The following is a 26758-nucleotide window of genomic DNA, read 5'->3' as shown; positions in this document are numbered from 1 at the left end:
GTCGGAGAAAAAACTTTCCCCGGTCAAAAAACCCTGCGCTCAGTGCTGACGGAAAGGAAAGTATTCGGCGGAAAAGCCGGCATCGCCTGCGAAGCGTTGCCAATCGAAGTGCGGTCCCGGGTCGGTCTTGCGGCCCGGCGCGACGTCGGAATGCCCGGCCACCGCATCGATCGGATAGCGCGCGGCAAGCGTGCGCGCGAGCACGCCGAGCGTCGCGTACTGCGCCGCGTCGAACGGTACGTCGTCCGCGCCTTCGAGCTCGATGCCGATCGAGAAGTCGTTGCAGCGCGGTCGGCCGAAGAACTCCGACGCGCCCGCATGCCATGCACGCTCGTCGCACGACACGAACTGCACGAGCTCACCGTCGCGACGGATCAGGAAATGCGCGGACACGCGCACGCCGCGCAGGTGGCTCTGGTAATAAGGGTGCGCATCGCAATCGAGGCGATTCAGGAACAGCGCCTCGATCGCGTCGCCGCCGAACTCGCCGGGCGGCAGGCTGATGTTGTGGACGACGACGAGCGTCGGCACCGCGCCCGCGGGCCGCGCCTCGAAATTCGGCGACGGCGCGTGGCGCGCTTCGCGCACCCAGCCGTGCGCGTCGACCGACAGCAGCGCTGCGTCGCTCATCGGGCGTCGCGGCCGCTCGCGTGTGCGCCGTGGCGCTGCGCGTGCTCGGTGCTGCAGAAGTATTCGCCACCCGCGGCGACGGCGTCGCCCTTCGGCGTATGCACGCCGCATTCGGCGCAGCGCACCATCGGTTCGGGCAGCGAGCGCGCATCGCCGTTCGGGCGTGCCGTCCCGGCGCTGCCGGAACCGGGCGCGCCGTCGAAGCCGCCACCGCGGCCGTTGCGCGCCTGCGCGTGCTCCTGGGCCTGGCGCAGCTTGCGCGTGAGCCACGAACCCGCGAAGAAGAGAAGGATCAGGAGAAGAATCTGTCGCATCGGAAACCTGCGTTCAAACCACGGAGCGGTGCAGCAGCACCTCGAAAACGAACCGGCTGCCGACATACGCGAGCAGCAGCGCGGCAAACGACACGAGCACCCAGCGCGCGGCGCCGCGCCCCCGCCAGCCGGACGTCTTGTGGGCGACCAGCAGGCCGCCGAACATCAGCCACGACAGCACCGCGAACACGGTCTTGTGATCGAGCCGCAACGCGCGCGCATCGACCTGCTCGCTGAACAGGATCCCCGACGCGAGCGTCAGCGTCAGCAGCACGAAGCCGGCGCCGATCAGGCGGAACAGCAGCTTCTCGAGCGTGAGCAGCGGCGGCAGCGTTTCGAGCCAGCTCGCGATCCAGCCGGTCGAGCCGTCGCGCCCGCCGCTCCTCAACGACTGCAGACGCCGCTCGACCATCAGCATCAGGACCGCGTGCAGCGCGGCGATCGCGAAAAGGCCGTACGCGATGTTCGCGATCAGGAAGTGCATCTTGAACAGCGGCGCTGCGGCATAAGGCAGCACCCGCACACCGCCGAACACGAGCGGCAGCAGCGACGCGCCGCACGCGAGCGGCAGCACCAGCAGGCGCAGGCTGTCTAGCGGGAAGAAGAAGCTCTCGATCCAGTAGATGCCGGCGCCGAGCCAGAACATCGCGGACAGCGCGAACGCGAAGCCGAAGACCATCGCGTCGTGCGGAAAAATCGTCATGTGCAGCAGCACGCCGTGCGCGACGAGCGCCGCGAACAGCAGCGCGCGGCCGGCCCCGCTCATCCCCGACGCGGCGGACGCCGGAACCGGCACGGCCGGCACGCTCGCGACGAGCGAGGTCGCGCCCTGGCGGTGCGTGCGCCAGCCTGCGACGGCGAGGCCGCCGTACAGGAATGCGGTGAGGGCATACAGTACAATATCCATGTTCGAAGTTTACACTAGGCCCCCTTCCCGCGACGGCTCCCTTTGTTCGGTTCCGTTGCGCCTTCGGGCCCCACTGTCCATCGCTCCCCATGCTCGACAATCTCACTCAACGGATGGCGCGCGTCGTCAAGACGCTGCGCGGCGAGGCCCGGCTCACCGAGGCGAACACCCAGGAGATGCTCCGCGAGGTGCGTCTCGCGCTGCTGGAAGCCGACGTCGCGCTGCCCGTCGTCCGCGAATTCATCGCCAAGGTCAAGGAAAAGGCGCTCGGCGAGGAAGTGATCAGTAGCCTGTCGCCGGGTCAGGCGCTCGTCGGCGTGGTCCAGAAGGAACTGACCGCCGTGATCGGCGGCGACTACGAAGGCAAGGCCGCCGAGCTGAACCTCGCCGTCACGCCGCCCGCCGTGATCCTGATGGCCGGCCTGCAGGGCGCCGGCAAGACGACGACCGCCGGCAAGCTCGCGAAGCTGCTGCGCGAGAAGTACAAGAAGAAGGTGCTGACGGTGTCGTGCGACGTGTATCGCCCGGCCGCCATCATGCAGCTGAAAACGGTGAGCGAACAGGTCGGCGCCGATTTCTTCCCGTCGACGCCGGACCAGAAGCCCGTCGACATCGCACTCGCGGCCGTCGACTGGGCGAAGCGCCACTACCATGACGTGCTGATCGTCGACACGGCCGGCCGCCTCGGTATCGACGAGGCGATGATGCAGGAAATCGCCGCGCTGCACGGCACGCTGAAGCCGGCCGAAACGCTGTTCGTCGTCGACGCGATGCTCGGTCAGGACGCGGTCAACACCGCGAAGGCGTTCAACGACACGCTGCCGCTCACCGGCGTCGTGCTGACCAAGCTCGACGGCGATTCGCGCGGCGGTGCCGCGCTGTCGGTGCGCCACATCACGGGCAAGCCGATCAAGTTCGTCGGCGTCGCCGAGAAGCTCGACGGCCTCGAGGTGTTCCACCCGGACCGGATGGCGAACCGGATCCTCGGCATGGGCGACATCCTCGCGCTCGTCGAGGAGGCCCAGCGCGGCGTCGACGTGCAGGCCGCGCAGAAGCTCGCCGACAAGGTAAAGAAAGGCGGCGACTTCGACCTGAACGATTTCCGCGCGCAGATCTCGCAGATGAAGAACATGGGCGGCCTGTCGTCGCTGATGGACAAGCTGCCCGCGCAGTTCCAGCAGGCGGCGGCCGGCGCCGACATGGGCCAGGCCGAGAAGCAGATCCGCCGCATGGAAGGGATCATCAGCTCGATGACGCCCGCCGAGCGCGCGAAACCCGAAATCATCAAGGCGACGCGCAAGCGCCGCATTGCAGCCGGCGCGGGCGTGCCGGTGCAGGAAGTCAACCGAATGCTGAACCAGTACGACCAGATGCGTACGATGATGAAGAAGCTGAAGGGCGGCAACATGCAGAAGATGATGCGCGGCCTGAAGGGCATGATGCCCGGCATGCGCTGATTTCGCCCGTCGGTCGGCGCGCGGGTTTTTGCCGTAGCGCGCGCCGGCCGTTCTGCTTCATCCTTATTTGTATACCGACTGCCCGCCAGAACACATGAACCGCGAAGAAGCCCTCCACATTTTCGACCACTCCGAAGAGATCGTCTCGGCCGATGCCGTCAACGCATCGATCGCCCGGATGGCCGACGCGATCCGCGCCGACATCGGCGACGCGTTCCCGCTCGTGCTCTCGGTGATGGGTGGCGCCGCGGTGTTTACCGGGATGCTGCTGCCGCATCTCGATTTCCCGCTGGAATTCGACTACATCCACCTGACCCGCTACCGCAACACGACGCAGGGCAGCCCGGAGATGCACTGGCGCGTCGCGCCGCGCGAATCGGTGAAGGACCGGATCGTGCTCGTGCTCGACGACATCCTCGACGAAGGCGAGACGATGGCGGCGATCCGCGACCGCATCCTCGACATGGGTGCGAAGCGCTTCATGTCCGCCGTGCTGTGCGAGAAGACGCTCGCGAAGGCGAAACCGCTGCACCCGGACTTCTGCGGCTTCTCGGTGCCGGACCGCTACGTGTTCGGCTGCGGGATGGACGCAAAGGGCTACTGGCGCAATCTGCCGACGATCCGCGCGCTGACCGCGAACGTCTGACCGCCCTGCCCGCCACAAAGAAAAGCGGCGCCCCGGTTTCCCGGGGCGCCGCTTTTTTGCGTCGGCACGCGCCGCACCGCCCGCGCTACAGCTGGTGCACGAACGCCCGGATGCCGGCCAGCAGCATCTCGACCGAGATCGCGACGAGCACCAAACCCATCAGCCGCTCGAACGCGGCGACGGTTCGCTCGCCGAGCCACTGCTGGATCCGTTCGGCCAGCACCAGCGTGATCGCGCAGACGATCATCGTGACCGTCAGCGCGCCGACCCACTCGAACATCTTGCCCGGCGCCTGCGACGTCAGCAGCATCACCGTCGCGAGCGCGGACGGCCCGGCAAGCGCCGGAATCGCGAGCGGCACGATGAACGGCTCGCCGCCTGCGCGCGGATCGCTGCCGAGCGCGCCGTCCGGATGCGGGAAGATCATCCGCAGCGCGATCAGGAACAGCACGATCCCGCCGCCGAGCCGCAGCGACAGGTCGGTGAGGCTCATCATCCGCAGGAAGCGGTCGCCGACCACCATGAAGAACAGCAGGATCACGAACGCGATCCCCACTTCACGCAGGATCAGCTTCACGCGCCGCTCGCGCGGCACGTCCCGCATCGCCGTGATGAACAGCGGAATGTTGCCGAGCGGATCCGTGATCAGCACGAGGAGCACGGTGGCCGACAGGAAGGTGTATTCCACCGTGTCCCCCGGTTGCAGCGCTTAGCGCGCGAGCGCGGCGCGGATCTTCTCCGTCACCGTCGCCGCGGCCGCGTCGGCCGGCAGCAGCGTCGCTTCGGCGTCGCGGCGGCCCTGATACTCGATCTTGCCCTCCTTCAGGCCACGCTCGCCGATCACCAGGCGATGCGGCACGCCGATCAGTTCCCAGTCGGCGAACATCACGCCCGGGCGCTCGCCGCGATCGTCGAGGATCACGTCGATGCCGGCAGCGGCCAGTTCCGCGTACAGCTTGTCGGCTGCTTCGCGAACCATGTCGCTGCGATCGTAGCCCATCGGGCACAGCACGACCTCGAACGGGGCGATCGACTCGGGCCAGATGATGCCGCGGTCGTCGAAGTTCTGTTCGATCGCCGCGCCGAGAATGCGCGTGACGCCGACGCCGTAGCAGCCCATCAGCATCGGCTGCGGCTTGCCCGATTCGTCGAGGAACGTCGCGCCCATCGCTTCCGAGTACTTGGTGCCGAGCTGGAACACGTGGCCGACTTCGATGCCGCGGCAGATGTCGATCTCGCCCTTGCCGTCCGGCGACGGATCGCCTTTCTTGACGTTGCGCACGTCGGCGACGTCCGGCTCCGGCAGGTCGCGGCCCCAGTTCACGCCCGCGATGTGATAGTCGACCTCGTTCGCGCCGACGACGAAATCGCTCATGTTCGCGACCGTGCGATCGGCGATCACCTTCACCGGCTTCTTCGTGCCGACCGGGCCGAGATAGCCCGGCGGCGTGCCGAACCACTCGACGATTTCCTGCTCGGTCGCGAAGCGGTGGTTCTTCAGCCCCGGCAGCTTCGACACCTTGATCTCGTTCAGATCGTGGTCGCCGCGCAGCATCACGAGCCAGATGGTCGGCTCGGCGCCTTCGTTGTCGGTGGCAAGCACGATCGACTTGATCGTGCGCTCGAGCGGGATCGCCAGCAGTTCGGCGACGGCCTCGCACTTCGCCTTGCCGGGCGTCGCGACCTTCTCCATCGCTTCGGCCGGTGCGGCGCGCGCGGGCGTCAGCGGCAGCGCTTCGGCCGCTTCGACGTTCGCCGCGAAGTCGGACGTCGGGCAGTAGGCGATCGCGTCCTCGCCGGTATCGGCGATCACGTGGAACTCGTGCGAGAAGTTGCCGCCGATCGAGCCGCTGTCGGCCGCGACCGCGCGGAACTCGAGGCCGAGGCGCGTGAAGATGCGCACGTAAGCGTCATACATCTTGCGATACGACTCGTTCAGGCCGGCTGCGTCCTTGTCGAACGAATACGCGTCCTTCATGATGAATTCGCGGCCGCGCATCACGCCGAAGCGCGGACGAATCTCGTCGCGGAACTTCGTCTGGATCTGATAGAAGTTCACCGGCATCTGCCGGTAGCTCTTGATCTGGTTGCGCGCGATGTCGGTGACGACTTCCTCGTGCGTCGGCCCGATCACGAAGTCGTTGTCCTTGCGATCCTTGAAGCGCAGCAGTTCCGGGCCGTACTGTTCCCAGCGCCCCGATTCCTGCCACAGCTCGGCCGGTTGCACGGCCGGCATCAGCAGCTCGATGGCGCCTGCCCGGTTCATTTCCTCGCGCACGATCGCCTCGACCTTGCGAATCGAACGCAGGCCGACCGGCAGGTAGTTGTAGATGCCGCCGGCGACGCGACGGATCATGCCGGCGCGCACCATCAGCTTGTGGCTGACGATCTCTGCGTCGGCCGGTGCTTCTTTGAGGGTGCCGATAAAGAAACGGGAAGCTTTCATGCGGACGGTTCCAAATACGGCGCCCCCAGGCGGGGCGCCCGAAAAAGTTTCAAGGTGAAAAAGCTGCGCGCGACGAACGACGATGGCGCAGATGACGTAGCAGACTAATCAGGGACAATTCAGCCGGTGCACCCCGCGCGGATTCGCTCCGTCACGGTGCGCAGCGCCCGTTATCTGTTTATAATCAAAGCAATTTTAAAGGATTCGAAGGTGGTTGTATGCTGGATCGTGAAGGCTTTCGCCCGAACGTCGGCATCATCCTCTTGAACGCGCGCAACGAGGTGTTTTGGGGCAAGCGGCTCCGCGAGCATTCCTGGCAGTTTCCTCAAGGTGGGATCAAGTACGGCGAGACCCCCATGCAGGCGATGTACCGGGAACTGCACGAGGAGACCGGACTGCACCCGGAACACGTCAAGATAATCGGCCGCACCCGCGACTGGTTGCGTTACGAGGTGCCTGACAAGTTCATCAAACGCGAAGTACGCGGCCATTACCGCGGCCAGAAGCAGATCTGGTTCCTGCTGCGGATGGTCGGACGCGATTGCGACATTTGCTTGCGCGCGACCGATCACCCGGAGTTCGATGCGTGGCGCTGGAACGAGTACTGGGTGCCGCTCGATGCGGTGATCGAGTTCAAGCGGGATGTCTATCAGTTGGCGCTGACGGAACTGTCGCGCTTCCTGCGCCGCCCGGCGCAGCGAGCCGAAAAGCCGCGTGGGCCGCGTCCGTCGCGCTATCCGCGCGTTATCGGTGCGCAGGTCCAGCAGACGCTGACGATTGTCGACACATCGGTGGTCTGTTCGGAGATCGAAGTGGAGGCGAGCACGCTCGACGAGATGCCGCCCCGCGAGATCATCGGCAAATGACGAGTCGGACTGCATGACCGGGCGCGACCTTGTGTCGCGCCCTTTTTTTACGAGGAATGCATATTGAAAGCGATTGCTCTCGCGCTCGCATCGATTGTCGCGGCGGCCACGCTGGCCGGTTGCGCGAATTCGAAGACGCCGACCAACAAGGATGACAGCGAGTTCGTGTACCTGCTGGACCGCCAGGGCAACTGGAAGGAAAACCCGGTCGACACGCTGCCGCCGCTTCCACAAGCAGGCGACCTGTTGCCGTTCAACGTATCGCAGAACACGCCGCTCAAGTTCTCCGTCGATGCGAAGTCGCTCGCGGTCGGCACCGACGGCGTCGTGCGCTATGCGGTCGTCATCACGAGCCCGGCCGGCGCACGCAACGTGAACTACGAAGGCATCCGCTGCGACACCTACGAATGGCGTCAGTATGCAGGCCTGAATTCGGACCACGACGGCTGGGACCGAACGGTCGAGAACGACTGGCGTCGCATCGAGAACGGCGAGCTGAACGCGTACCACTCGGCGCTGTACCAGGACTACTTCTGCTCGAACAAGATGCCGCAGGGCACGACCCAGCAGATTCTCGAGAACATCCGGTTCCACCGCACCGCGATGAGCCAGCTGCGCTGACCGCGCGACGCAGGGCGCCGGCCTGGCCCCTGCCTCTCGCCAGTCGCAACAAAAAGCCCGCATAACGCGGGCTTTTTTGTGTCTCGCGACGCCTTGGCCGGATGATTACACGAGCACGAGGTTGTCGCGGTGAATCAGCTCCGGTTCCAGCATGTAGCCAAGCACCGTCTCGATCTCGCCGCTCGGCTTGCGGTGAATCAGCTTCGTTTCCGCGCTGCTGTAGTTCGTGAGACCGCGCGCCACTTCGCGCCCATCGGGGCCGACACATGCGATCACCTCGCCGCGCGCGAATGCGCCCTGCACGCCGATCACGCCGATCGGCAGCAGGCTCTTGCCGCCAGCCGTCAGCTTCTCGACCGCGCCGGCGTCGATCACGACGTGCCCGCGTACCTGCAGATGATCGGCCATCCATTGCTTGCGCGCGGCCATCCGCGCGGTGCGCGCGATCAACTGCGTGCCGATCGCCTCGCCCGCCGCCAGTCGCACCAGCACGTCGGCTTCACGGCCGCTCGCGATTACGGTGTTCGCGCCGCTGTGCGCTGCGCGCTTCGCCGCGAGGATCTTCGTCAGCATTCCGCCGCGGCCGAGGCTCGAGCCGGCTCCGCCCGCCATCGCCTCGAGTTCCGGTGCGCCCGCACTGGCTTCCGCGACCAGCGTCGCGTTCGGATCCTTGCGCGGATCGGCGGTGAACAGCCCGGACTGATCGGTCAGGATGATCAGCGCATCGCCTTCGATCAGGTTCGCGACCAGCGCGCCGAGCGTGTCGTTGTCGCCGAACTTGATTTCGTCGGTGACGACCGTGTCATTCTCGTTGATGATCGGCACGACGCCGAGCCGCAGCAGCGTGAGCAGCGTCGAGCGCGCATTCAGGTAGCGTTCGCGATCGGCAAGGTCGGCATGTGTCAGCAGGATCTGCGCGGTGCGGATATCGTGCTCGGTAAAGCGGCTTTCGTAGACTTGCGCGAGTCCCATCTGGCCAACCGCGGCGGCGGCCTGCAGTTCGTCGATCTCGCGCGGACGCTTGCTCCAGCCGAGCCGCTGCATCCCTTCAGCGATCGCGCCCGAACTGACGAGCACCACTTCCTTGCCCTGCGCGCGCAGCGCGGCGATCTGGGCCGCCCAGCGGCCGATCGCAGCATGATCGAGCCCCTTGCCGTCGTTGGTTACGAGGCTCGAGCCCACCTTCACCACCAATCGCTTCGAATCCGCGATGATCGAACGCATCGTGCGCTGTCTCCTGTATCTGATGCCGGCCCGACCGGGCGCGATTAAATTCCGGCACCAGGCGCGACACCCGGTGCGTTCCGGCCCCGCTCAGGCGTCGTCGCCGGGCGTCGCGCCGCCATCGGCAGGCGGCGCATCGCGGAACCGCACGTCCGCGGCCAGATCTTCCTCTTCCGCCGCGCGATGCGCGTCCGAATGCTCGGCGAGGTAGTCGTAGATCGCGTAGCACAGCGCTTCGCAGCCCTGACCCGTGAGCGCCGAAATCTCGAATACCGGGCCGTCCCAGCCGAAACGGTCGAGGAAATCGGCGACGCGCGCCTCGCGCTCGTCTTCCGGCACCATGTCGAGCTTGTTGAGGACGAGCCAACGCGGCTTCTCGTAGAGCGCCTCGTCGTACTTGCGCAGTTCGCCGACGATCGCGGTTGCTTCCGCGACCGGATCGACGCTTTCGTCGAACGGAGCCAAATCGACGAGATGCAGCAGCACACCGGTGCGCTGCAGGTGTCGCAGGAACTGGTGGCCAAGGCCCGCACCTTCGGCTGCGCCCTCGATCAGCCCAGGGATGTCGGCGATCACAAAGCTCTTGCTCGGGCCGACACGCACGACGCCGAGGTTCGGCGCGAGTGTCGTGAACGGATAGTCGGCGATCTTCGGCTTCGCATTCGACACCGACGAGATGAAGGTCGACTTGCCGGCGTTCGGCATGCCGAGCAGACCGACGTCGGCGAGCACCTTCAGTTCGAGCCTCAGCATGCGCCGCTCGCCCGGCTTGCCGTCGGTTTTCTGGCGCGGCGCACGGTTCGTGCTCGATTTGAAATGCAGGTTGCCGAGGCCGCCTGCGCCGCCCTTCGCGAGCATCACCTGCTGATCGTGCTCGGTCAGGTCGGCGATCAATTCGCCCGTGTCCATGTCCGTCACGACCGTGCCGACCGGCATGCGCAGCGTGACGTCGTCACCGCCCTTGCCGTAGCAATCGGATCCGCGACCGTTTTCGCCATTGCGCGCCAGGTGCTTCTTCGCGTAACGGTAGTCGATCAGCGTGTTGATGTTGCGGTCGGCGATCGCGTAGACGTTGCCGCCCCGGCCGCCGTCGCCGCCATCCGGCCCGCCGAACGGGACGAATTTCTCGCGGCGCATCGACGCGCTGCCATCGCCTCCGTCGCCGGCGATGACTTCGATTCGTGCTTCGTCAATGAACTTCATTCGTCACTCCGACCAGTATTTCCGCTATTGTGCCGCGCGCCGGCGCGCTTGAACAATCTGCCGTTCGGCCGATTGCCCGCCGTTTCGCGACAGCCGCCGGTGCGCACATGCGCCCGGCGGCCAAATAAAAAAAGGCCCCGCGAAGACTGCGGGGCCTTTCGGCTACGAAGCCCGTGGGTGCCTGAACTTAGGCAGCCGCCGGGACGACGATGACCAGATGCTTCTTGTCCGCGCCCTTGGTCGCGAACTTGACGTGACCGTCGACCAGCGCGAACAGGGTGTGATCCTTGCCCATGCCGACGTTCTCGCCAGCGTGCATGCGCGTACCACGCTGACGCACGATGATGCCGCCAGCGTTGATCGCCTGGCCGCCGTACACTTTCACGCCGAGACGTTTCGACTCGGAGTCGCGGCCGTTCCGGGAAGAGCCGCCTGCCTTTTTGTGTGCCATCTGATTGCTCCTTTACCGAGGCGCTTACGCGTTGATCGCGTCGATGCGCAGCTCAGTGTAGTTCTGGCGGTGGCCGCCGTGCTTTTGGTAGTGCTTCCGGCGACGCATCTTGAAGATGGTGACCTTGGCATGACGACCGTGCGACACAACGGTGGCCTTGACGGAAGCCCCACTGACCAGCGGCGTACCGAACTTAATCGATTCACCTTCGCCCACTGCGAGAACCTGGTCGAGCGTGATTTCAGCGTCAATGTCAGCCGGTATCTGTTCTACTTTGAGTTTTTCGCCAACGGCAACCTTGTACTGCTTGCCGCCGGTTTTTATGACCGCGTACATTGAGAACCTCACTCTGGATCCAATTTTTCCGCACACCACGCGCGGAAAACACGTGATTATACATGGGGTTAGCACCCGAGTCAAAGCCGATCCACGATTGCCGCGCGCAAGCCCTGGCCGGACGGCCAAAATCACGGTGCAGGCACGTCCGACAGACCGGGATATCGCGGATTCGACTTATAATCCGCGGCATCACCCATTTCGATCATCATGTCGTCGTCCACCGCCTCCCCCACCCTCAGCGCCGCCCACCTGCTCGCCCCGATCGCCAGCGACATGGAGCAGGTGAATCGCGTTATCCGGCAAAGCCTCGCGTCCGACGTGCTGCTGATCAACCAGATCGCCGAGTACATCATCGGCGCGGGCGGCAAGCGGCTGCGTCCGGCCCTGTTGTTGCTCGTCGCCGGTGCGCTCGGCGAGACGTCACACCAGCGGCACGTGCTGGCCGCCGTCGTCGAGTTCATCCATACGGCCACGCTGCTGCATGACGACGTCGTCGACGAATCCGAACTGCGGCGCGGCCGCCAGACGGCGAACGCGCTGTTCGGCAATGCGGCGAGCGTGCTGGTCGGCGACTACCTCTATTCGCGCTCGTTCGAGATGATGGTCGGCGTCGGCAAGATGCGCGTGATGGAGATCCTGTCGGAAGCGACGACGATCATCTCCGAAGGCGAAGTGCTGCAGCTTCTGAACATGCACGACGCGGACGTCGACGAGTCGCGCTACATGCAGGTGATCCGCTACAAGACGGCGAAGCTGTTCGAGGCATCGGCCCGCTTGGGCGCGGTGCTCGCCGGCGCCGATGCGCCGACCGAAGCCGCCGCGGCCGAATACGGCCGCCGGATCGGCACCGCATTCCAGATCATGGACGACTGGCTCGACTACGCGGGCACGGCCGAAGCGATGGGCAAGAATGCCGGCGACGATCTGCGCGAAGGCAAACCGACGCTCCCGCTCATCTATCTGATCGAGCGCGGCACGCCCGAACAGTCGGCGCTCGCGCGCGAGGCGATCGAACAAGGCGGCACCGATCGCTTCGATACGATTTTCGACGCGATCACGCGTTCGGGCGCGCTCGACCATACGCTCGAATGCGCGCGCCAGGAAGCACAGGCCGCTGCGGCCGCGATCGCCGCGTTCCCGGATTCGATCTACAAGGAAAGCCTGCTCGCGCTGTGCTCGTACTCGACGTCGCGGCAGTCGTAAACGCGCCGCGAAGGGAACGCGATACCCGAAGGGAACGCGATACCTTGCCTCGAAAAATTTCTTCAACAAGGTATTCCCTTTTAGAAAAAACATCGTTATAGTTACGTTCTTGCTTGAGACGACGCAGCGATCTTCACGAAGGCGCCAGAGTCGGAAGAGCAAAAAATCGGGGTGTAGCTTAGCCTGGTAGAGCGCTACGTTCGGGACGTAGAGGCCGGAGGTTCGAATCCTCTCACCCCGACCAGATTTGAAAAAACCGTGCACCATGTGCACGGTTTTTTTTTGCCTTCGTTTTGCCCGGTCGCACGGGCCCGATGCCGCGTGCGACACATCCCGGCCGCCGGCCTCTGCTATATTCCCTCCATCCCTGTCCTTCACTGCCCTTCTGACGCGTGGACCAAATTCCCTTATGGGCGCAAATCGGCGCCGTCTTCCTGCTTCTCCTCTGCTCCAGCTTCTTTTCCATTTCCGAGACCGCGATGATGGCGCTCAACCGCCATCGGCTGAAGCACCTCGCCGGCCAGGGCGTGCTCGGCGCGAAAACCACGCAGGGTCTTCTCACGCGCACCGACCTGCTGCTCAGCGTGATCCTGATCGGCAACAATCTGTTCAACACGATCATCCCGGTTCTGACGACCTCGCTCGCGCTGCATACGTTCGGCCGTAACAACCTCGCGCTGTCGATCGCGACCGGCATCGTCGCGTTCCTGATCATCGTGTTCGCGGAAATCGCGCCGAAGATCGTCGGCGCAACCTTTCCCGAGCGCATCGCGCTGCCCGCCAGTCTCGTGATCGCGCCGCTGATGCGCGTGTTCAAGCCGGTCGTCTGGTTCGTCAACGCGCTCGCGAACGGCGTGCTCTGGGTGCTGCGCATCAACACGAAGAAGGGCCGCGATCAGCGGATGTCTGCCGACGAGCTGCGCGCGATCGTGCTCGAATCGAGCAGCTTCATGCCGACCAAGCACCGCAGCATCCTGCTCAACCTGTTCGACCTCGAGAACATCACGGTCGACGACGTGATGGTGCCGCGTCGGCAAATCGAATCGCTCAACTTCTACGCGCCGCTCGACGACATCCTGCATCAGCTCGAGACCTGCTATCACAACCGCCTGGTCGTCTACGAAGGCGACATCGACAAGGTGCTCGGCGTGCTGCACGTCCGGAAGACACTCACCGCACTGCACAACCAGGATTTCGACCGCGAAACGTTGCGCACGCTGCTCGCCGAGCCGTACTACGTGCCGTCGGGCACGCCGGTCGTCCAGCAACTCCAGTATTTTCAGGAAAGCCGGCAGCGAACTGCGCTCGTCGTCAACGAGTATGGCGAACTCGAGGGGCTCGTCACGCCCGAGGACATCATCGAGGAACTGATTGGCGAGTTCACGACGTCGATGCCGCGCGGCGAACGCGCGGGCGGCTGGGACCAGAACGGCGAATGCATCGTCGCCGCCAGCATGCCGCTGCGCGAACTGAACCGCTGGCTGCACCTGCAATTGCCAACCGACGGACCGAAGACGCTGAACGGCCTGATCCTCGAAATCCTCGAAGAAATTCCCGAAGGCGACGTGTGCCTGAAAATCCGTGACGTAATGCTCGAGGTCATGCGCAGCGACGATCAGGCCGTGCGCACCGTCAAGCTCTTCAAGCCGCGCAGCACGCGCGCACGCGCCGCGCGCTAGCCGAACGGCCGACTGTCGGCGCCGCTCGCGATACGCGACCATTTGCTGGTCACGATCAACAGGCGGCCGAGCGCCGGCTCACATGCACTTCCCACCTCCCGGGGCGCCGCCGCGCACGCAGCGGCCGCCCGCCTCCCTCGACGCATCGCCCGCTGAAACGCCCCGGTCGCTCGATGCGGCGCAGCTCGACGACTCGCCCGCCGTACGGCTGCTGACCGACACGTTGCACGCCGCCCGCGTGCGCGACGCGTCCGACATCCACGTCGAGCCGTTCGAAGGAGGCTGGCGCATCCGCCTGCGCATCGACGGCGTCCTGCATGAACACGCGCGGCCGCCAGCTCATCTGCGCGATGCACTCGTAACACGCATCAAGGTGCTCGCCCGCATGGACATCGCCGAGCGCCGGCTTCCGCAAGACGGCCGGCTGCGCATCGCGGTCGACGGCGGCATACGAGGAGACTACCGGGTCAGCTCGCTGCCCACACTGTTCGGCGAGAAGCTCGTGTTGCGTCGCCTGGAAATGTTGCCGCCCGACCTCACGCTCGCGCGCCTCGGCTTCGACGCGCGTCAGGCCGCGGCGATGGAGGCCGCGATTCGCGCGCCGCACGGTCTCGTGCTCGTCACCGGGCCGACCGGAAGCGGCAAGACGCTGTCGCTCTATTGCGCGCTGCAGATGCTCGACCGCGATGCGCACAACGTGTGCACGGTCGAGGATCCGGCCGAGATTCAGCTCGACGGCATCAACCAGGTCGGCGTGGCCGAAAAAGCCGGGCTCACTTTCGCCACTGCGCTGCGCGCGCTGCTGCGGCAGGACCCGGACGTCATCATGGTCGGCGAGATTCGCGATGCGGAGACGGCCGACGTCGCGATCAAGGCCGCGCAGACCGGGCACCTCGTGCTGTCGACGCTGCACACGAACGACGCGCCGACAGCCGTCGCGCGACTGCTCGACATCGGCGTCGCACCATACAACCTGGCGGCCGCATTGCGCCTCGTCACCGCGCAACGCCTCGTCCGGCGCCTGTGCACGGTCTGCCGCGTGCGTTCGGACGCATCGGCACGCGCGCTGCGCGAAGCAGGCTGCGATTCGGCAGCGCTGGAATCCGGATGGCGCCCGTTCGTCGCGCGCGGCTGTGCCGCCTGTCACGGCATCGGTTATCGCGGCCGGATCGGCCTGCATCAGACGATGCCGGTTTCACCGGCAATGGTGGAGCACATCGTCGCACGCGCAAGCGTCGGCACGCTCGCGCAATGCGCGGCGTCCGAGGGTGTATGCAGTCTGCGCGACGCGGCACTCGCGCACGTCCGCGACGGCACGACGAGCATCGCGGAAGCGCTGGCTGCAACGCCTGACGCGTGATCGCCATGCATGCACCGCCAAACGAAACCTGCTTCGCGTGGCGCGGCCGTCGTCGCAACGGCACGCCATGCCGCGGGAACGTCATCGCCTTCGATGCAGCCGCCGCACGAGCAGCACTCGCGCGCGACGGCGTCGCGGTGCTGTCGCTCGACGTCCGCGGCGCGGCCCGACCACCCGCGGCCGGCGCACGAGAGGTCACGCGCTTCACGCGTCAGCTCGCGAGCCTGCTGCAAGCCGGACTACCGCTCGCACCGTCGCTCGAGATGCTCGCCCGCACCCGGACACGCGACGGGCTGCCGCGCATCGCCGCCGGTCTCGCGCGCGAGATCGTCGGCGGGCAACGCTTCGCCGCCGCGCTCGCACGCTATCCGTCCCAGTTCGGCACGCTGTATCGCCAGTTGATCGAGGTGGGCGAGGCATCGGGTGCGCTCGGTACCGTACTGACCCGCGTCGCGGAGCACCGGGAACGCGCCGACGCGCAATGGCGCAAGCTGCGTGCCGCGCTCGCGTACCCGGTCGCCGTCATCGTGTTCGCGCTCGCGATCTCGGCCGCGCTGATGGTGTGGGTCGTGCCGACGTTTCGACAGATTTTCGACGGTTTCGGCGCGGCGCTGCCGGCACCAACCCGCGCCCTGCTCGCCCTCTCGTCCGCGACATCGGCCTGGGGTGGCACGTTGGTTGCGGGCGCAGCCGGCGCCGGACTCGTCGCGCGCCACGCGCTGCGGCGCTCGTCTTCGCTGCGCTATACGGTCGCGCGGCATCTGTTGAATCTGCCGCTCGTCGGCACCGCGCTCATACGCTTCGCGACCGCACGCTGGTGCCGCTCGCTTGCAACGCTGCTCGGCGCGGGCGTCCCGCTCGCCGATGCGTTCGCCACGCTCGAGCGCACCGCCGGCCATCCGGTGTTCGAACAGGCCACCGCACAGATCGCGACGCGCGTGCTGCGCGGCGCGCGTCTGGCCGATGCGATGCACGCGGCAGGATGCTTCCCGGACGACGTCGTGCAGCCGATCGCCGTCGCCGAGGAAACCGGCGCGCTCGACACGATGCTCGCCGATATCGCCGCGCTATGCGAGCGTCAGCTCGACGCGCGCCTCGATGCGCTCGCCGCGCTCGGCGAGCCGCTGATCGTGATCGTGCTGGGCGCACTCGTCGGCGGCCTTGTGATCGCGATGTATCTGCCCATCCTTCAGCTGGGCAACGTGGTGTAGCATCGCAACCGATTCTGTCGCCTTTCATGCCCGAACCCGAGCCCCATGACGTCCGCGCCCCTGATCACCGTTTTCGACTCGCCCGACAGTACGTTGCTCGCGCTGGCGATGCTGCCGCCCGCAGTGCAGTATGCGTTCGCCGTCATGCTCGGCCTGTGCGTCGGCAGCTTCGTGAACGTCGTCGTGCACCGGATCCCGGTGATGATGCAGCGCGCCTGGCAGGCCGAGATCGCCGAAGCGACCGGCAGTGCAAGCACGCCGCCGGATGACGGCTATCCGCCGCACTACGATCTGTGGCGCCCGCGCAGCGCCTGTCCGCATTGCGGTCACGTGCTGCGTGCGTGGGAGAACATCCCGCTCGTCAGCTACTTGCTGTTGCGCGGGCGCTGCCGTCAGTGCGGCCATGCGATCGGCGTACGCTATCCGCTCGTCGAGCTCGCCGGTGCGCTGCTCGCCGCCGGTTCGCTCGCCGCGTTCGGCCCCACCGTCGCCGCACTCGCCTCGTTCGGATTGTGCGCGGCACTGCTGGCAATGAGCGCGATCGATATCCGGACCGGGTACCTGCCCGATTCGATGACGCTGCCGTTGCTGTGGGCCGGGCTCGCACTGAACCTCGGCGGCACGTTCACGTCGCTGCGTTCGGCCGTGGTCGGCGCGATGGCCGGTTACCTGTTCCTGTGGTCGATCTACTGGCTGTTCAAATGGTTGCGCGGAATCGAGGGCATCGGCTTCGGCGACCTGAAGCTGCTCGCCGCGCTCGGCGCATGGATGGGCTGGGCCGCACTGCCGCAGGTCGTGCTGTTCGCCGCGGTGACGGGCGCGCTCGTCGGGCTCGTCGCGACCTGGCGCGGACGCATGCGCTTCGAGGAGCCGATTCCGTTCGGCCCGTTCCTCGCGGCAGGCGGCGTCGCGACGCTGTTTTTCGGCACCCCTTTCTATTCGGCACTCGGCGGCTGACATGACGCACCGCCGGCGGTCGCCATGTTCGCTGCGTCGCGGGGAGGCGCTTCGCTGCCTCGTGACGGCACGGCGGAGGCTCACATGTTTGCAATAGGACTCACCGGCGGCATCGGCAGCGGCAAGACGACCGTCGCCGACATGTTCGCCGCACGCGGTGCATCGCTCGTCGATACCGACCTGATCGCGCACCGCATCACCGCACCGGCCGGCCTCGCGATGCCGGCGATCGAACATGCATTCGGACCGGACTTCGTCGCGGCCGACGGCTCGCTCGACCGTGCAAAGATGCGCGCACTCATTTTCAGCGACGACGACGCACGCCGGCGCCTCGAAGCGATCACGCATCCGCTGATCCGCGCCGAGACCGAGCGCGAGGCCCGCGAAGCGCAGGGCCCTTACGTGATCTTCGTCGTGCCGCTGCTCGTCGAGTCAGGTAACTGGAAGGCGCGCAGCGATCGCGTGCTGGTCGTCGACTGCCCGGTCGAGACGCAGATCGCACGTGTGATGCGGCGCAATGATTTCACGCGCGAACAGGTCGAAGCGATCATCGCAAGACAAGCGACGCGCGAAGCACGTCTCGCTGCGGCCGACGACGTGATCGTCAACGACGCGACGACACCCGCAGCTCTCGCCGCACAGGTCGATGCACTGCACCAACGCTATCTCGCATTCGCGGCCGCCGCGCACTGATCGCCGCGCGCGATCGTGATGGTGTACGAAATTGGTGCGTTGCTAGGGTAGACAGTGAGCATTAGAATGTCCTCCATTGTTTCAATCCCTACCCTAGAGGCGAGCGCGCTTGATTCTTTACGAGTATCCGTTCAACGAGCGAATTCGCACGCTGCTGCGCCTCGAAGACCTGTTCGAGCGCTTCGCGTTCTTTTTGGCTCAGGAGGACCCGCGTGAACATCACGTCGCGCTGACGACGCTGTTCGAAATCGCCGAGGTCACGGGCCGCGCGGACCTGAAATCGGATCTGATGAAGGAGCTCGAACGTCAACGCCAGACGCTCGCCCCCTTTCGCGGCAATCCGGGCATCGAACAGAATGCGCTCGAGGCCGTTCTCGGTGAAATCGAGCAGACGCTCGCCAATCTTGCGCAGATGCAGGGCAAGACCGGGCAGCATCTGATCGACAACGAGTGGCTCGCTAGCATCCGCAGCCGCGCGGTGATTCCCGGCGGCACATGCAAGTTCGACCTGCCGTCGTACTATGCGTGGCAGCAATGGCCCGCGGAACAGCGGCGCCAGGACATCGCGAAATGGATCCTGCCGCTGCTGCCGTTGCGCGACGCCGCTGCGATCGTGCTGCGGCTCGCGCGTGAATCGGGCCAGGCTTCGAAAGTGATGGCGATGCAGGGCAGCTACCAGCAGATGCTGTCGGGGCGCACCTATCAGCTGATGCAGGTGCGCGTGCCGCCGGAGCTGCGAGTGATTCCCGAAGCGAGCGCCAACAAATACATGCTGTGGGTACGGTTCACCATGCAGGACGGCGACGTGCGGCCGCGTGCGGTGGACATCGACGTGCCATTCCACCTGACACTGTGCAATCTGTAACGGCCGCGTGCCGGTTCGACGCTCTCGTATGACTACCGTTGTGAAATGTCCTTCGTGCGGCGCAGAAGTGCGCTGGACGCCTGAAAACAAGTTCCGTCCCTTCTGTTCGGCCCGCTGCAAGCAGCTCGACCTCGGCGCATGGGCCGCAGAAAAGTACCGGATCGGCGGGTCCTCCGACGAGGGTCCGTCGTCGGAGGAAGACGGCACCGACGGCCGCCGCGACAGCTGAGCGGCGCGCGACGCCGCCCGTCCTGCGATGTGGCCCGCCTTTCCGGCGAGCCGCCACGGCGTCATTGCGACGCCGCCTCCTTCTCGAGCAGTTCCAGCACCGGCAGCGCCGCCGGCAACAGCGGCGCGACCTCGACCGGCAGTTGCTGCCACACGAACGCCTGCCCTTCCTTGCTGTGCGGTTCGCCCGTCCAGCCCGTCACCTTGCAGAAATAGAGCCGCACGTACGCGTGCGGATAATCGTGCTCGAGCGTATGCCAGCGGTGGCTGGCCGTGACTTCGATGCCGAGTTCCTCGTGCAATTCGCGCGCCAGCGCGTCCTCCACGCTCTCCCCGGCCTCCAGCTTGCCGCCAGGAAACTCCCAGTAGCCCTCGTACGGCTTGCCCTGCAGCCGCTGCGCGAGCAGGTAACGACCGTCTGCCTGCACCATCACGCCGACCGCGACCTCCGTCACCTTGCGTCCATCAGGCGCGCGCACACCGCCTGCTGCGAAATCCGCACTCATGCCTGCTCCTTGCGACCCGACCAGTCGCGCGCGAACTGCCATGCGACGCGACCCGAACGCGAACCGCGCTCGAGCGCCCAGACGAGCGCGTCGCCGCGCGCCGTCTCGATCTCGGCGTCCGCGCAGCCGAAATGGCGCAGCCAGTGCGCGACGATGTCGAGGTAGTCGTCCTGCTTGAACGGGTAGAAGCTGACCCACAGCCCGAAGCGCTCCGACAGCGAGATCTTTTCCTCGACGACTTCACCGGGGTGGATCTCGCCGTCCGGCAGATGCTTGTACGACTCGTTGTCGCTCATGTACTCGGGCAGCAGATGGCGGCGGTTCGACGTCGCGTAGATCAGCACGTTGTCGGACTGCGCGGCGATCGAGCCGTCGAGCGCGACCTTCAGCGCCTTGTAGCCCGACTCGCCCTCCTCGAACGACAGGTCGTCGCAGAACACGATGAACCGCTCCGGACGCTGCGCGATCAGGTCGACGATGTCGCCGAGATCGTGCAGGTCGTCCTTGTCGACTTCGATCAGGCGCAGGCCGTCCTTCGCATACGCGTTCAGGCAGGCCTTGATCAGGGACGACTTGCCGGTGCCGCGCGCACCGGTCAGCAGCACGTTGTTCGCCGGCTTGCACTGGACGAACTGTCGCGTGTTCTGCTCGATCAGCCCTTTCTGTCGGTCGATGTTGTGCAGGTCGTCGAGCGTGACCGACGATGCTGCCGGCACCGGCTGCAGATAGCCGCGCCCCTGGCGCTTGCGCCAGCGGAACGCGGTGGCGGCGTTCCAGTCGATGGCCGCCGGCGCAGGCGGAAGCATCCCCTCGAGGCGGCCGAGCAGCGCTTCCGCGCGCGTCAGAAACTGTTCGAGCTTGTCCATGTCGTTCGAGCGCTCCGGATCAGGAGCGGTAATCCGCGTTGATGCTCACGTAATCGTGCGAAAGATCGCACGTCCAGACGGTTGCCTGCGCGTCGCCGCGGCCGAGCAGCACGCGGATCGTGATTTCGCTCTGCTTCATCACGCGCTGGCCGTCCTCCTCCTGGTAAGCCGGATTGCGGCCGCCGGCCTTCGCGACGAGCACGTCGTCGAGATAGAGATCGATCTTGCCGACGTCGAGATCCGTGACGCCCGCGTAGCCGATCGCCGCGAGGATCCGGCCAAGGTTGGGGTCGGATGCATAGAAGGCCGTCTTCACGAGCGGCGAGTGCCCGATCGCATATGCGATCTGGCGGCACTCGGCGACGCTCTTGCCGCCTTCGACCTGCACCGTCATGAATTTCGTCGCGCCTTCACCATCGCGCACGATCAGTTGCGACAGCACCTGGGCGACCTGCGTGACCGCTTCGCGCAGCGCCGCATAGGCCGGCGAGTCGGTCGACGTGATCGCGGGCAGCGTGCTCTTGCCGGACGCGATCAGGATGAACGAGTCGTTCGTCGACGTGTCGCCGTCGATCGTGATGCAGTTGAACGAGCGGTCGGCCACTTCCTTCACGAGCGTGTCGAGCACCGGCTGCGCCACGTTCGCATCGAACGCGAGGAAGCCCAGCATCGTCGCCATATTCGGCTTGATCATGCCCGCACCCTTGCTGATGCCCGTCAGCGTGACCGTATGGCCGTCGATCGTCACCTGGCGCGACGTGGCCTTCGGCAACGTGTCGGTCGTCATGATCGCCTGCGCGGCGTCGTACCAGTTCGCGGCCTTGCGGTTTGCGAGCGCTGCCGGCAGCCCGGCCTTCAGGCGGTCGATCGGCAGCGGCTCGAGAATCACGCCGGTCGAGAACGGCAGCACCTGTGCAGCGTCGATGCCCGCAAGGCGCGCGAGTTCCGAGCAGGTCTCGCGCGTGTTCGCGAGGCCCGGCTCGCCGGTGCCCGCATTCGCATTGCCCGTGTTCACGACGAGCGCGCGGATGCCCGCACCGCCGGCGCGCACCTTTGCCAGGTGCTCGCGGCACACCGTCACCGGCGCGGCGCAGAAGCGATTCTCGGTGAATACGCCGGCGACCGTCGCCCCTTCATCGACGGAGATGACCAGCACGTCCTTGCGATTCGGCTTGCGGATGTTCGCTTCCGCCCAGCCGAGCGTGACGCCGGCGACGGGATGGAGTTGGGCGGGATCGATCGACGGAAAATTGACAGCCATGGGGCACACCTGCCGGATGGAAAATGCCGGCATGCGCCGGCATCGATTGGAAGAACCGGCGGCCGCACGCGCGGGCCGCCGCAACTCACATCACTGACTCGAAGCTGCGAACGAAGCGGCACGCGAATGCGCGCCGCCGCCGATCATGACAGCTTCCCGTGACATTGCTTGTACTTCTTGCCGCTGCCGCACGGGCACGGGTCGTTGCGGCCGACCTTCGGCATCTCGCCGCCGGGGCCGCTGTGGGTCATCGCGCTGCCGACCATGTCGGCCGTGGCCGTGGCCGCGGTGGCGGCCGCGACGTTCGCGACCGGCGCGCCGGATTCCGCATAGTCGGCATGCTGATACTCGACGTTTTCGAGATGACCGCCGCGCTCCTCGATCTGCTCGGCGGCTTCCTCGAGCTGTTCCGGCGACTGGATCTGCACGTTCATCACGATGCGCGTGACTTCCTGCTTGATCGCCTCGAGCATCGCGGCGAACAGCTCGAACGCTTCGCGCTTGTATTCCTGCTTCGGGTTCTTCTGCGCATAGCCGCGCAGGTGGATGCCCTGGCGCAGGTGGTCGAGCGCCGCGAGGTGCTCGCGCCACAGGCGGTCGACCGTCTGCAGCATCACCGAGCGCTCGAACGCGCTGAACGATTCGCGGCCGACCATCGCGACCTTCGTCTCGTATTGCTCGTCGGCGGCGGTCGTCACCGCTTCGAGAATCTCCTCGGCCGTGATCGACGTCGACTCGTTCACCATTTCCTGGATCGCAAGGTCGAGCTGCCAGTCGTTGCGCAGCACTTCCTCGAGTTCGGGCACGTCCCACTGTTCCTCGATGCTGCCTTGCGGCACGAACTGGTGGACGACTTCGGCGATCACGCCATGACGCATCGCCGAGATCGTCTCGGTGATGTCGTGAGCTTCGAGCAGTTCATTGCGCTGCTGATAGATCACCTTGCGCTGGTCGTTCGACACGTCGTCGTATTCGAGCAGCTGCTTGCGGATGTCGAAGTTGCGCGCTTCGACCTTGCGCTGCGCGGACTCGATCGAACGCGTGACGATGCCGGCCTCGATCGCCTCGCCTTCCGGCATCTTCAGGCGATCCATGATCGAGCGCACGCGGTCGCCCGCGAAAATACGCAGCAGCGGATCGTCGAGCGACAGGTAGAAGCGCGACGAGCCCGGGTCGCCCTGGCGGCCCGCACGGCCGCGCAGCTGGTTGTCGATCCGGCGCGATTCGTGGCGCTCGGTGCCGATGATGTGCAGGCCGCCCGCAGCCTTCACCTGCTCGTGCAGCGTCTCCCACTCGTCGTGCAACTGCTTGATGCGGCGCGCTTTTTCGTCGGCGGGGATCGCGTCGTCGGCGTCGATGAACGCAGCCTGCTTCTCGGCGTTGCCGCCGAGCACGATGTCGGTACCGCGACCGGCCATGTTGGTCGCGATCGTGATGCGGTTCGGCCGACCGGCTTCCGCGACGATCGCGGCTTCACGCTCGTGCTGCTTCGCGTTCAGCACCTCGTGCGGCAGGCCTGCCTGCTTCAGCAGGTGCGACAGCAGTTCCGAGTTCTCGATCGACGTCGTGCCGACCAGCACCGGCTGGCCGCGCTCGTAGCAGTCGCGAATGTCGCGGATCACCGCGTCGTAGCGCTCCTTGGCCGTCTTGTAGATCTGGTCCTGCTTGTCGATCCGCTTCGGCGGGCGGTTGGTCGGGATCACGACCGTCTCGAGGCCGTAGATCTCGTTGAATTCGTACGCTTCGGTGTCGGCCGTACCGGTCATGCCCGCGAGCTTCGCGTACATGCGGAAGTAGTTCTGGAACGTGATCGAGGCGAGCGTCTGGTTCTCGCTCTGGATCTTCACGTGTTCCTTCGCCTCGACCGCCTGATGCAGGCCGTCGGACCAGCGGCGGCCCGCCATCAGGCGGCCCGTGAATTCATCGACGATCACCACTTCGCCGTTCTGCACGACGTAGTGCTGGTCCTTGTGGAACAGCGTGTGCGCGCGCAGCGCGGCGTACACGTGGTGCATCAGCGTGATGTTCTGCGGCGCGTACAGGCTTTCGCCCTCGCCGATCAGGCCCCACTCGGCAAGCAGCCGCTCGGCCTTCTCGTGGCCCGACTCCGTCAGGAACACCTGGCGCGCCTTCTCGTCGAGCGTGTAGTCGCCCGGCTTCTCGACGCCCGTGCCGTCGGCCTTCTCCTCGCCGATCTGGCGCTCGAGCAGCGGCGGAAGCGCGTTCATCCGCACGTACAGTTCGGTGTGATCTTCCGCTTGGCCGGAGATGATCAGCGGCGTACGCGCCTCGTCGATCAGGATCGAGTCCACTTCGTCGACGACCGCGAAGTTCAGTGCCCGCTGCACGCGCGCGTCGGTCTCGTAGACCATGTTGTCGCGCAGGTAGTCGAAGCCGAACTCATTGTTCGTGCCGTAGGTGATGTCCGACGCGTAGGCTTGCTGCTTCTGGTCGTGCTCCATGCCGGACAGGTTGATGCCGACCGACAGACCGAGGAAGTTGTAGAGGCGCGCCATCCATTCGGCGTCGCGCTGCGCGAGGTAGTCGTTGACCGTCACGACGTGCACGCCACGGCCGGCCAGCGCATTCAGGTAGACGGGCAGCGTCGCGACGAGCGTCTTGCCCTCGCCGGTGCGCATTTCCGCGATCTTGCCGTAGTGGAGCACCATGCCGCCGATCATCTGCACGTCGAAGTGGCGCATCTTCAGCACGCGGCGGCTCGCCTCCCGGCAGACCGCGAACGCCTCGGGCAGCAGCTTGTCGAGCGACTCGCCGCCCGCGATCCGCTGGCGGAACTCATCCGTCTTGCCGCGCAACTGGTCGTCCGTCAGCTTCTCGATCTGCGTTTCGAGCGCATTGATCGTCGCGACGGTCTTTTGGTATTGCTTGACGAGCCGCTGGTTGCGGCTGCCAAAAATTTTCTGGAGAAAACCGGTTGTCATCGGATCGGATCCTGCGTCGCAGCACCGGCGCCCGGCGCGCGTTGCGCGCCCCGACGCCCGAGCCTCGGCGGCTTAGCGAATTAGTGGAATCAAACGAGGAATTTTAGCACGCGAGGAAGCATGCGCCGGTGTCCCGGCCGGACTCGCGCCGCACGCCAAACCCGTGCGAGCAATCGGGCGCATGGCCGGAAAGCCGCCCGTGCGCGAGCCGGCGCGGGTACAATCGGCGTCAACGTCCGCGCCCGTGCGCGCCCGAAGAATGCCTCGATGAACCGATTTTCCAAGCGTTTCGGCCCGCTCGCCGCGTATCGCCCGCAACCCGTGTCCGAAGTGCTCAACCGCACCGACGCGTTCGCGGCGCTGCGCGCCGGCGTCGAACAGGTCGCGTCGCTGCAGCGCGACCTCGCCGCGCTGCTGCCCGACTATCTCGCGAATCACGTCGAGCCGGGCTCCATCAAGGACGGCACCCTGACCCTCTTTGCCGCGCACAATGCGCTCGCCGCCCGGCTGCGGCAGGTCGAGCCGCGCCTGCTCGCCGATCTCCAGAAGCGCGGCTGGCCGGTCTCGGCGCTGCGCGTGCGCGTGCGTCCGAAGGACGCGCCGGAACCCCCGCACGTGAAGCAGGCGCGCATGACGACCGTCGGCGCCACCGCGTTGCGCGACCTCGCCGATCACCTCGAGCCGTCGCCACTGCAGGCTGCACTCGCGCGAATGGCCGCGCGGCACGGTGCAAAGTCGTCGCGCTGAGTGCGCGCCGCCCCCGCGGGCCTGACGCCCAACAAAAAAGCGACCCGAAGGTCGCTTTTTTATCGCGGGTGCCGAACGCCGATCAGGCGAAGGCCGTCTGCGTGTCGAACGCGAAGCCGCTCGGCGCGGCTTGCGGGTCGTCGAACGTGACGATCTCGTACGCGTCCTCGTGCGCGAGCAGTTCGCGCAGCAGCGCGTTGTTCAGCCCGTGACCCGACTTGTATGCGGTGTACGACGCCAGCAGCGGATGGCCGACCACGTACAGGTCGCCGATCGCGTCGAGCATCTTGTGCTTCACGAACTCGTCGTCGTAGCGCAGCCCGTCGTTGTTCAGGATCCGGTATTCGTCGAGCACGATGGCGTTGTCCATGCTGCCGCCGCGTGCGAGACCCAGCTCGCGCATCATTTCGACTTCATGGGCAAAACCGAACGTGCGCGCACGCGCGATCTCGCGCACGTACGACGTGTTCGCGAAGTCGACCTCGAGTTCCTGGCCGGTCTTGTCGACGGCCGGGTGACGGAAGTCGATCGTGAACTTCAGCTTGAAGCCGAAATACGGATCGAGACGCGCGAACTTGTCGCCGTCGCGGATTTCGACCGGCTTCTTCACCTGGATGAAGCGCTTCGGCGCGTTCTGCTCCTCGATGCCCGCGGACTGGATCAGGAACACGAAGGACGCGGCGCTGCCGTCCATGATCGGGATTTCCTCGGCCGTCACGTCGACATAGAGGTTGTCGATGCCGAGACCGGCACACGCCGACATCAGGTGTTCGACGGTCGACACGCGCGCACCATCCTTCTGCAGCACCGACGCGAGCCGCGTGTCGCCGATCGACATCGCGGATGCCGGAATGTCGACAGGCGTGGGCAGGTCGACGCGCGAGAAAACGATCCCCGTGCCCGGCGCGGCCGGGCGGAGCGTCAGTTCGACCTTGCGGCCCGAGTGGAGACCGATGCCCACGGTCTTCACGATCGATTTGATGGTGCGCTGCTTCAGCATGATGTTCTTCATCTTGATTGAGAATATCAATCAGGAGTTATATTCGATAGGTGGGATTATAGCGTAATTCCCTATTCAACGCTGTTTGAAACTGCGTATCAATCTGTTTCGACTGTTTACCCGCGCCGATACGGGA

27 protein-coding genes and 1 tRNA gene are annotated in these 26758 nt (G+C 65.8%); 14 read left to right on the top strand and 14 right to left on the bottom strand.

Features of this window, described 5'->3' with window-relative positions:
- Window positions 1-39: 39 nt before the first annotated feature.
- From ampD to ccsA, 3 genes are read right to left on the bottom strand one after another with little or no spacing between them, the layout of a single operon-like run.
- A complete protein-coding gene (ampD, locus tag HWX25_RS24895) occupies window positions 40-630 on the bottom strand; it encodes a 1,6-anhydro-N-acetylmuramyl-L-alanine amidase AmpD (protein ID WP_059608190.1) in 591 nt (196 codons plus the stop codon).
- Complete coding sequence (locus tag HWX25_RS24890) at window positions 627-944, bottom strand: PP0621 family protein (protein WP_059700725.1); 318 nt, start codon at window positions 942-944, stop codon at window positions 627-629. Before HWX25_RS24890 ends, ampD begins: the two co-directional genes overlap by 4 nt.
- 13 nt (window positions 945-957) lie before the next feature.
- A complete protein-coding gene (ccsA, locus tag HWX25_RS24885) occupies window positions 958-1851 on the bottom strand; it encodes a cytochrome c biogenesis protein CcsA (protein ID WP_059535204.1) in 894 nt (297 codons plus the stop codon).
- Window positions 1852-1940: 89 nt separating this feature from the next.
- Between ccsA and ffh the strand changes: the two genes are divergently transcribed.
- Entirely contained in the window at window positions 1941-3308 is a 1368-nt protein-coding gene (ffh, locus tag HWX25_RS24880) for a signal recognition particle protein (protein ID WP_059465333.1), read from the top strand.
- Between the two features lie 94 nt (window positions 3309-3402).
- A complete protein-coding gene (locus tag HWX25_RS24875; RefSeq protein ID WP_059465332.1) occupies window positions 3403-3954 on the top strand; it encodes a hypoxanthine-guanine phosphoribosyltransferase in 552 nt (183 codons plus the stop codon).
- 85 nt (window positions 3955-4039) lie between these two features.
- Here the strand turns inward: HWX25_RS24875 and HWX25_RS24870 are convergent, their stop codons facing one another.
- Both HWX25_RS24870 and HWX25_RS24865 read right to left on the bottom strand, forming a co-directional pair.
- Window positions 4040-4642 (bottom strand): MarC family protein, encoded by a 603-nt coding sequence (locus HWX25_RS24870; protein WP_012363042.1) that lies wholly within the window; start codon window positions 4640-4642, stop codon window positions 4040-4042.
- A gap of 21 nt (window positions 4643-4663) precedes the next feature.
- On the bottom strand, window positions 4664-6400 hold the full coding sequence (locus HWX25_RS24865) for a proline--tRNA ligase (protein WP_059820705.1): 1737 nt from the start codon (window positions 6398-6400) through the stop codon (window positions 4664-4666).
- A gap of 218 nt (window positions 6401-6618) precedes the next feature.
- On the opposite strand from HWX25_RS24865, the gene HWX25_RS24860 reads away from it, so the two are divergent.
- Together HWX25_RS24860 and HWX25_RS24855 are read left to right on the top strand one after the other, a co-directional pair.
- Window positions 6619-7266, top strand: a complete 648-nt coding sequence (locus HWX25_RS24860) for an RNA pyrophosphohydrolase (RefSeq protein WP_059535199.1) — start codon at window positions 6619-6621, stop codon at window positions 7264-7266.
- Window positions 7267-7329: 63 nt separating this feature from the next.
- Window positions 7330-7887 (top strand): CNP1-like family protein, encoded by a 558-nt coding sequence (locus HWX25_RS24855; protein WP_059465329.1) that lies wholly within the window; start codon window positions 7330-7332, stop codon window positions 7885-7887.
- Between the two features lie 105 nt (window positions 7888-7992).
- Here the strand turns inward: HWX25_RS24855 and proB are convergent, their stop codons facing one another.
- The 4 genes from proB to rplU all read right to left on the bottom strand — a co-directional run bounded on the left by proB (window position 7993) and on the right by rplU (window position 11101).
- Window positions 7993-9111 carry a glutamate 5-kinase gene (gene proB / locus HWX25_RS24850; RefSeq protein WP_059465328.1) on the bottom strand — a complete coding sequence of 373 codons (1119 nt, stop codon included), beginning with the start codon at window positions 9109-9111 and terminating at the stop codon, window positions 7993-7995.
- Between the two features lie 90 nt (window positions 9112-9201).
- Complete coding sequence (cgtA, locus tag HWX25_RS24845) at window positions 9202-10314, bottom strand: Obg family GTPase CgtA (RefSeq protein WP_059535195.1); 1113 nt, start codon at window positions 10312-10314, stop codon at window positions 9202-9204.
- A gap of 187 nt (window positions 10315-10501) precedes the next feature.
- A complete protein-coding gene (rpmA, locus tag HWX25_RS24840; RefSeq protein WP_006476999.1) occupies window positions 10502-10765 on the bottom strand; it encodes a 50S ribosomal protein L27 in 264 nt (87 codons plus the stop codon).
- A gap of 24 nt (window positions 10766-10789) precedes the next feature.
- Window positions 10790-11101, bottom strand: coding sequence for a 50S ribosomal protein L21 (gene rplU / locus HWX25_RS24835; RefSeq protein WP_006025184.1), 312 nt, complete (start codon window positions 11099-11101; stop codon window positions 10790-10792).
- A 210-nt stretch (window positions 11102-11311) separates the two neighbouring features.
- On the opposite strand from rplU, the gene HWX25_RS24830 reads away from it, so the two are divergent.
- The 9 genes from HWX25_RS24830 to HWX25_RS24790 all read left to right on the top strand — a co-directional run bounded on the left by HWX25_RS24830 (window position 11312) and on the right by HWX25_RS24790 (window position 19301).
- Window positions 11312-12307, top strand: coding sequence for a polyprenyl synthetase family protein (locus HWX25_RS24830; protein WP_059451907.1), 996 nt, complete (start codon window positions 11312-11314; stop codon window positions 12305-12307).
- Window positions 12308-12474: 167 nt separating this feature from the next.
- Window positions 12475-12551 (top strand) — tRNA-Pro (locus HWX25_RS24825).
- Between the two features lie 148 nt (window positions 12552-12699).
- The gene (locus HWX25_RS24820) at window positions 12700-13986 is read left to right on the top strand and encodes an HlyC/CorC family transporter (protein WP_081055055.1); all 1287 of its coding nucleotides are present in this window, start codon (window positions 12700-12702) and stop codon (window positions 13984-13986) included.
- A gap of 82 nt (window positions 13987-14068) precedes the next feature.
- Window positions 14069-15346: an ATPase, T2SS/T4P/T4SS family gene (locus tag HWX25_RS24815; protein WP_175911072.1), complete on the top strand. Its 1278-nt coding sequence runs from the start codon at window positions 14069-14071 to the stop codon at window positions 15344-15346.
- 5 nt (window positions 15347-15351) lie between these two features.
- Window positions 15352-16557, top strand: coding sequence for a type II secretion system F family protein (locus HWX25_RS24810; RefSeq protein WP_175911070.1), 1206 nt, complete (start codon window positions 15352-15354; stop codon window positions 16555-16557).
- A gap of 45 nt (window positions 16558-16602) precedes the next feature.
- Complete coding sequence (locus tag HWX25_RS24805) at window positions 16603-17514, top strand: A24 family peptidase (protein WP_175911068.1); 912 nt, start codon at window positions 16603-16605, stop codon at window positions 17512-17514.
- Between the two features lie 84 nt (window positions 17515-17598).
- Window positions 17599-18207: a dephospho-CoA kinase gene (coaE, locus tag HWX25_RS24800; RefSeq protein WP_059820699.1), complete on the top strand. Its 609-nt coding sequence runs from the start codon at window positions 17599-17601 to the stop codon at window positions 18205-18207.
- A gap of 109 nt (window positions 18208-18316) precedes the next feature.
- On the top strand, window positions 18317-19072 hold the full coding sequence (zapD, locus tag HWX25_RS24795) for a cell division protein ZapD (RefSeq protein WP_059535184.1): 756 nt from the start codon (window positions 18317-18319) through the stop codon (window positions 19070-19072).
- Window positions 19073-19100: 28 nt separating this feature from the next.
- Window positions 19101-19301, top strand: a complete 201-nt coding sequence (locus HWX25_RS24790; protein ID WP_039317342.1) for a DNA gyrase inhibitor YacG — start codon at window positions 19101-19103, stop codon at window positions 19299-19301.
- 61 nt (window positions 19302-19362) lie between these two features.
- Here the strand turns inward: HWX25_RS24790 and HWX25_RS24785 are convergent, their stop codons facing one another.
- The 4 genes from HWX25_RS24785 to secA all read right to left on the bottom strand — a co-directional run bounded on the left by HWX25_RS24785 (window position 19363) and on the right by secA (window position 24875).
- The gene (locus tag HWX25_RS24785; RefSeq protein WP_059535183.1) at window positions 19363-19806 is read right to left on the bottom strand and encodes an NUDIX domain-containing protein; all 444 of its coding nucleotides are present in this window, start codon (window positions 19804-19806) and stop codon (window positions 19363-19365) included.
- Window positions 19803-20672, bottom strand: coding sequence for an ATP-binding protein (locus tag HWX25_RS24780; protein WP_175911067.1), 870 nt, complete (start codon window positions 20670-20672; stop codon window positions 19803-19805). Before HWX25_RS24780 ends, HWX25_RS24785 begins: the two co-directional genes overlap by 4 nt.
- Window positions 20673-20691: 19 nt before the next feature.
- A complete protein-coding gene (argJ, locus tag HWX25_RS24775; protein ID WP_175911066.1) occupies window positions 20692-21933 on the bottom strand; it encodes a bifunctional glutamate N-acetyltransferase/amino-acid acetyltransferase ArgJ in 1242 nt (413 codons plus the stop codon).
- Window positions 21934-22076: 143 nt separating this feature from the next.
- Window positions 22077-24875, bottom strand: coding sequence for a preprotein translocase subunit SecA (secA, locus tag HWX25_RS24770; protein WP_175911065.1), 2799 nt, complete (start codon window positions 24873-24875; stop codon window positions 22077-22079).
- A gap of 267 nt (window positions 24876-25142) precedes the next feature.
- On the opposite strand from secA, the gene HWX25_RS24765 reads away from it, so the two are divergent.
- Complete coding sequence (locus HWX25_RS24765; protein WP_059535175.1) at window positions 25143-25622, top strand: DUF721 domain-containing protein; 480 nt, start codon at window positions 25143-25145, stop codon at window positions 25620-25622.
- A gap of 82 nt (window positions 25623-25704) precedes the next feature.
- Here HWX25_RS24765 and lpxC read toward each other — a convergent pair whose 3' ends face one another.
- Complete coding sequence (gene lpxC, locus HWX25_RS24760) at window positions 25705-26622, bottom strand: UDP-3-O-acyl-N-acetylglucosamine deacetylase (RefSeq protein ID WP_059535496.1); 918 nt, start codon at window positions 26620-26622, stop codon at window positions 25705-25707.
- Between the last annotated feature and the right edge of the window lie 136 nt (window positions 26623-26758).

Source organism: Burkholderia sp. BCC1640 (assembly GCF_902833125.1).
Lineage (GTDB): Bacteria > Pseudomonadota > Gammaproteobacteria > Burkholderiales > Burkholderiaceae > Burkholderia > Burkholderia diffusa.
The sequence above is the reverse complement of the archived record's forward strand: the minus strand, read 5'-3'. Positions and strand labels throughout refer to the sequence as shown.

Bases quoted from the DNA above. Each gene is read 5' to 3' on its own strand.
- ampD (WP_059608190.1), bottom strand. From the start codon at position 630: ATGAGCGACGCAGCGCTGCTGTCGGTCGACGCGCACGGCTGGGTGCGC.
- HWX25_RS24890 (WP_059700725.1), bottom strand. From the start codon at position 944: ATGCGACAGATTCTTCTCCTGATCCTTCTCTTCTTCGCGGGTTCGTGG.
- ccsA (WP_059535204.1), bottom strand. From the start codon at position 1,851: ATGGATATTGTACTGTATGCCCTCACCGCATTCCTGTACGGCGGCCTC.
- ffh (WP_059465333.1), top strand. From the start codon at position 1,941: ATGCTCGACAATCTCACTCAACGGATGGCGCGCGTCGTCAAGACGCTG.
- HWX25_RS24875 (WP_059465332.1), top strand. From the start codon at position 3,403: ATGAACCGCGAAGAAGCCCTCCACATTTTCGACCACTCCGAAGAGATC.
- HWX25_RS24865 (WP_059820705.1), bottom strand. From the start codon at position 6,400: ATGAAAGCTTCCCGTTTCTTTATCGGCACCCTCAAAGAAGCACCGGCC.
- HWX25_RS24860 (WP_059535199.1), top strand. From the start codon at position 6,619: ATGCTGGATCGTGAAGGCTTTCGCCCGAACGTCGGCATCATCCTCTTG.
- proB (WP_059465328.1), bottom strand. From the start codon at position 9,111: ATGCGTTCGATCATCGCGGATTCGAAGCGATTGGTGGTGAAGGTGGGC.
- cgtA (WP_059535195.1), bottom strand. From the start codon at position 10,314: ATGAAGTTCATTGACGAAGCACGAATCGAAGTCATCGCCGGCGACGGA.
- rpmA (WP_006476999.1), bottom strand. From the start codon at position 10,765: ATGGCACACAAAAAGGCAGGCGGCTCTTCCCGGAACGGCCGCGACTCC.
- rplU (WP_006025184.1), bottom strand. From the start codon at position 11,101: ATGTACGCGGTCATAAAAACCGGCGGCAAGCAGTACAAGGTTGCCGTT.
- HWX25_RS24830 (WP_059451907.1), top strand. From the start codon at position 11,312: ATGTCGTCGTCCACCGCCTCCCCCACCCTCAGCGCCGCCCACCTGCTC.
- HWX25_RS24815 (WP_175911072.1), top strand. From the start codon at position 14,069: ATGCACTTCCCACCTCCCGGGGCGCCGCCGCGCACGCAGCGGCCGCCC.
- HWX25_RS24810 (WP_175911070.1), top strand. From the start codon at position 15,352: ATGCATGCACCGCCAAACGAAACCTGCTTCGCGTGGCGCGGCCGTCGT.
- HWX25_RS24805 (WP_175911068.1), top strand. From the start codon at position 16,603: ATGACGTCCGCGCCCCTGATCACCGTTTTCGACTCGCCCGACAGTACG.
- coaE (WP_059820699.1), top strand. From the start codon at position 17,599: ATGTTTGCAATAGGACTCACCGGCGGCATCGGCAGCGGCAAGACGACC.
- HWX25_RS24790 (WP_039317342.1), top strand. From the start codon at position 19,101: ATGACTACCGTTGTGAAATGTCCTTCGTGCGGCGCAGAAGTGCGCTGG.
- HWX25_RS24785 (WP_059535183.1), bottom strand. From the start codon at position 19,806: ATGAGTGCGGATTTCGCAGCAGGCGGTGTGCGCGCGCCTGATGGACGC.
- HWX25_RS24780 (WP_175911067.1), bottom strand. From the start codon at position 20,672: ATGGACAAGCTCGAACAGTTTCTGACGCGCGCGGAAGCGCTGCTCGGC.
- argJ (WP_175911066.1), bottom strand. From the start codon at position 21,933: ATGGCTGTCAATTTTCCGTCGATCGATCCCGCCCAACTCCATCCCGTC.
- secA (WP_175911065.1), bottom strand. From the start codon at position 24,875: ATGACAACCGGTTTTCTCCAGAAAATTTTTGGCAGCCGCAACCAGCGG.
- HWX25_RS24765 (WP_059535175.1), top strand. From the start codon at position 25,143: ATGAACCGATTTTCCAAGCGTTTCGGCCCGCTCGCCGCGTATCGCCCG.
- lpxC (WP_059535496.1), bottom strand. From the start codon at position 26,622: ATGCTGAAGCAGCGCACCATCAAATCGATCGTGAAGACCGTGGGCATC.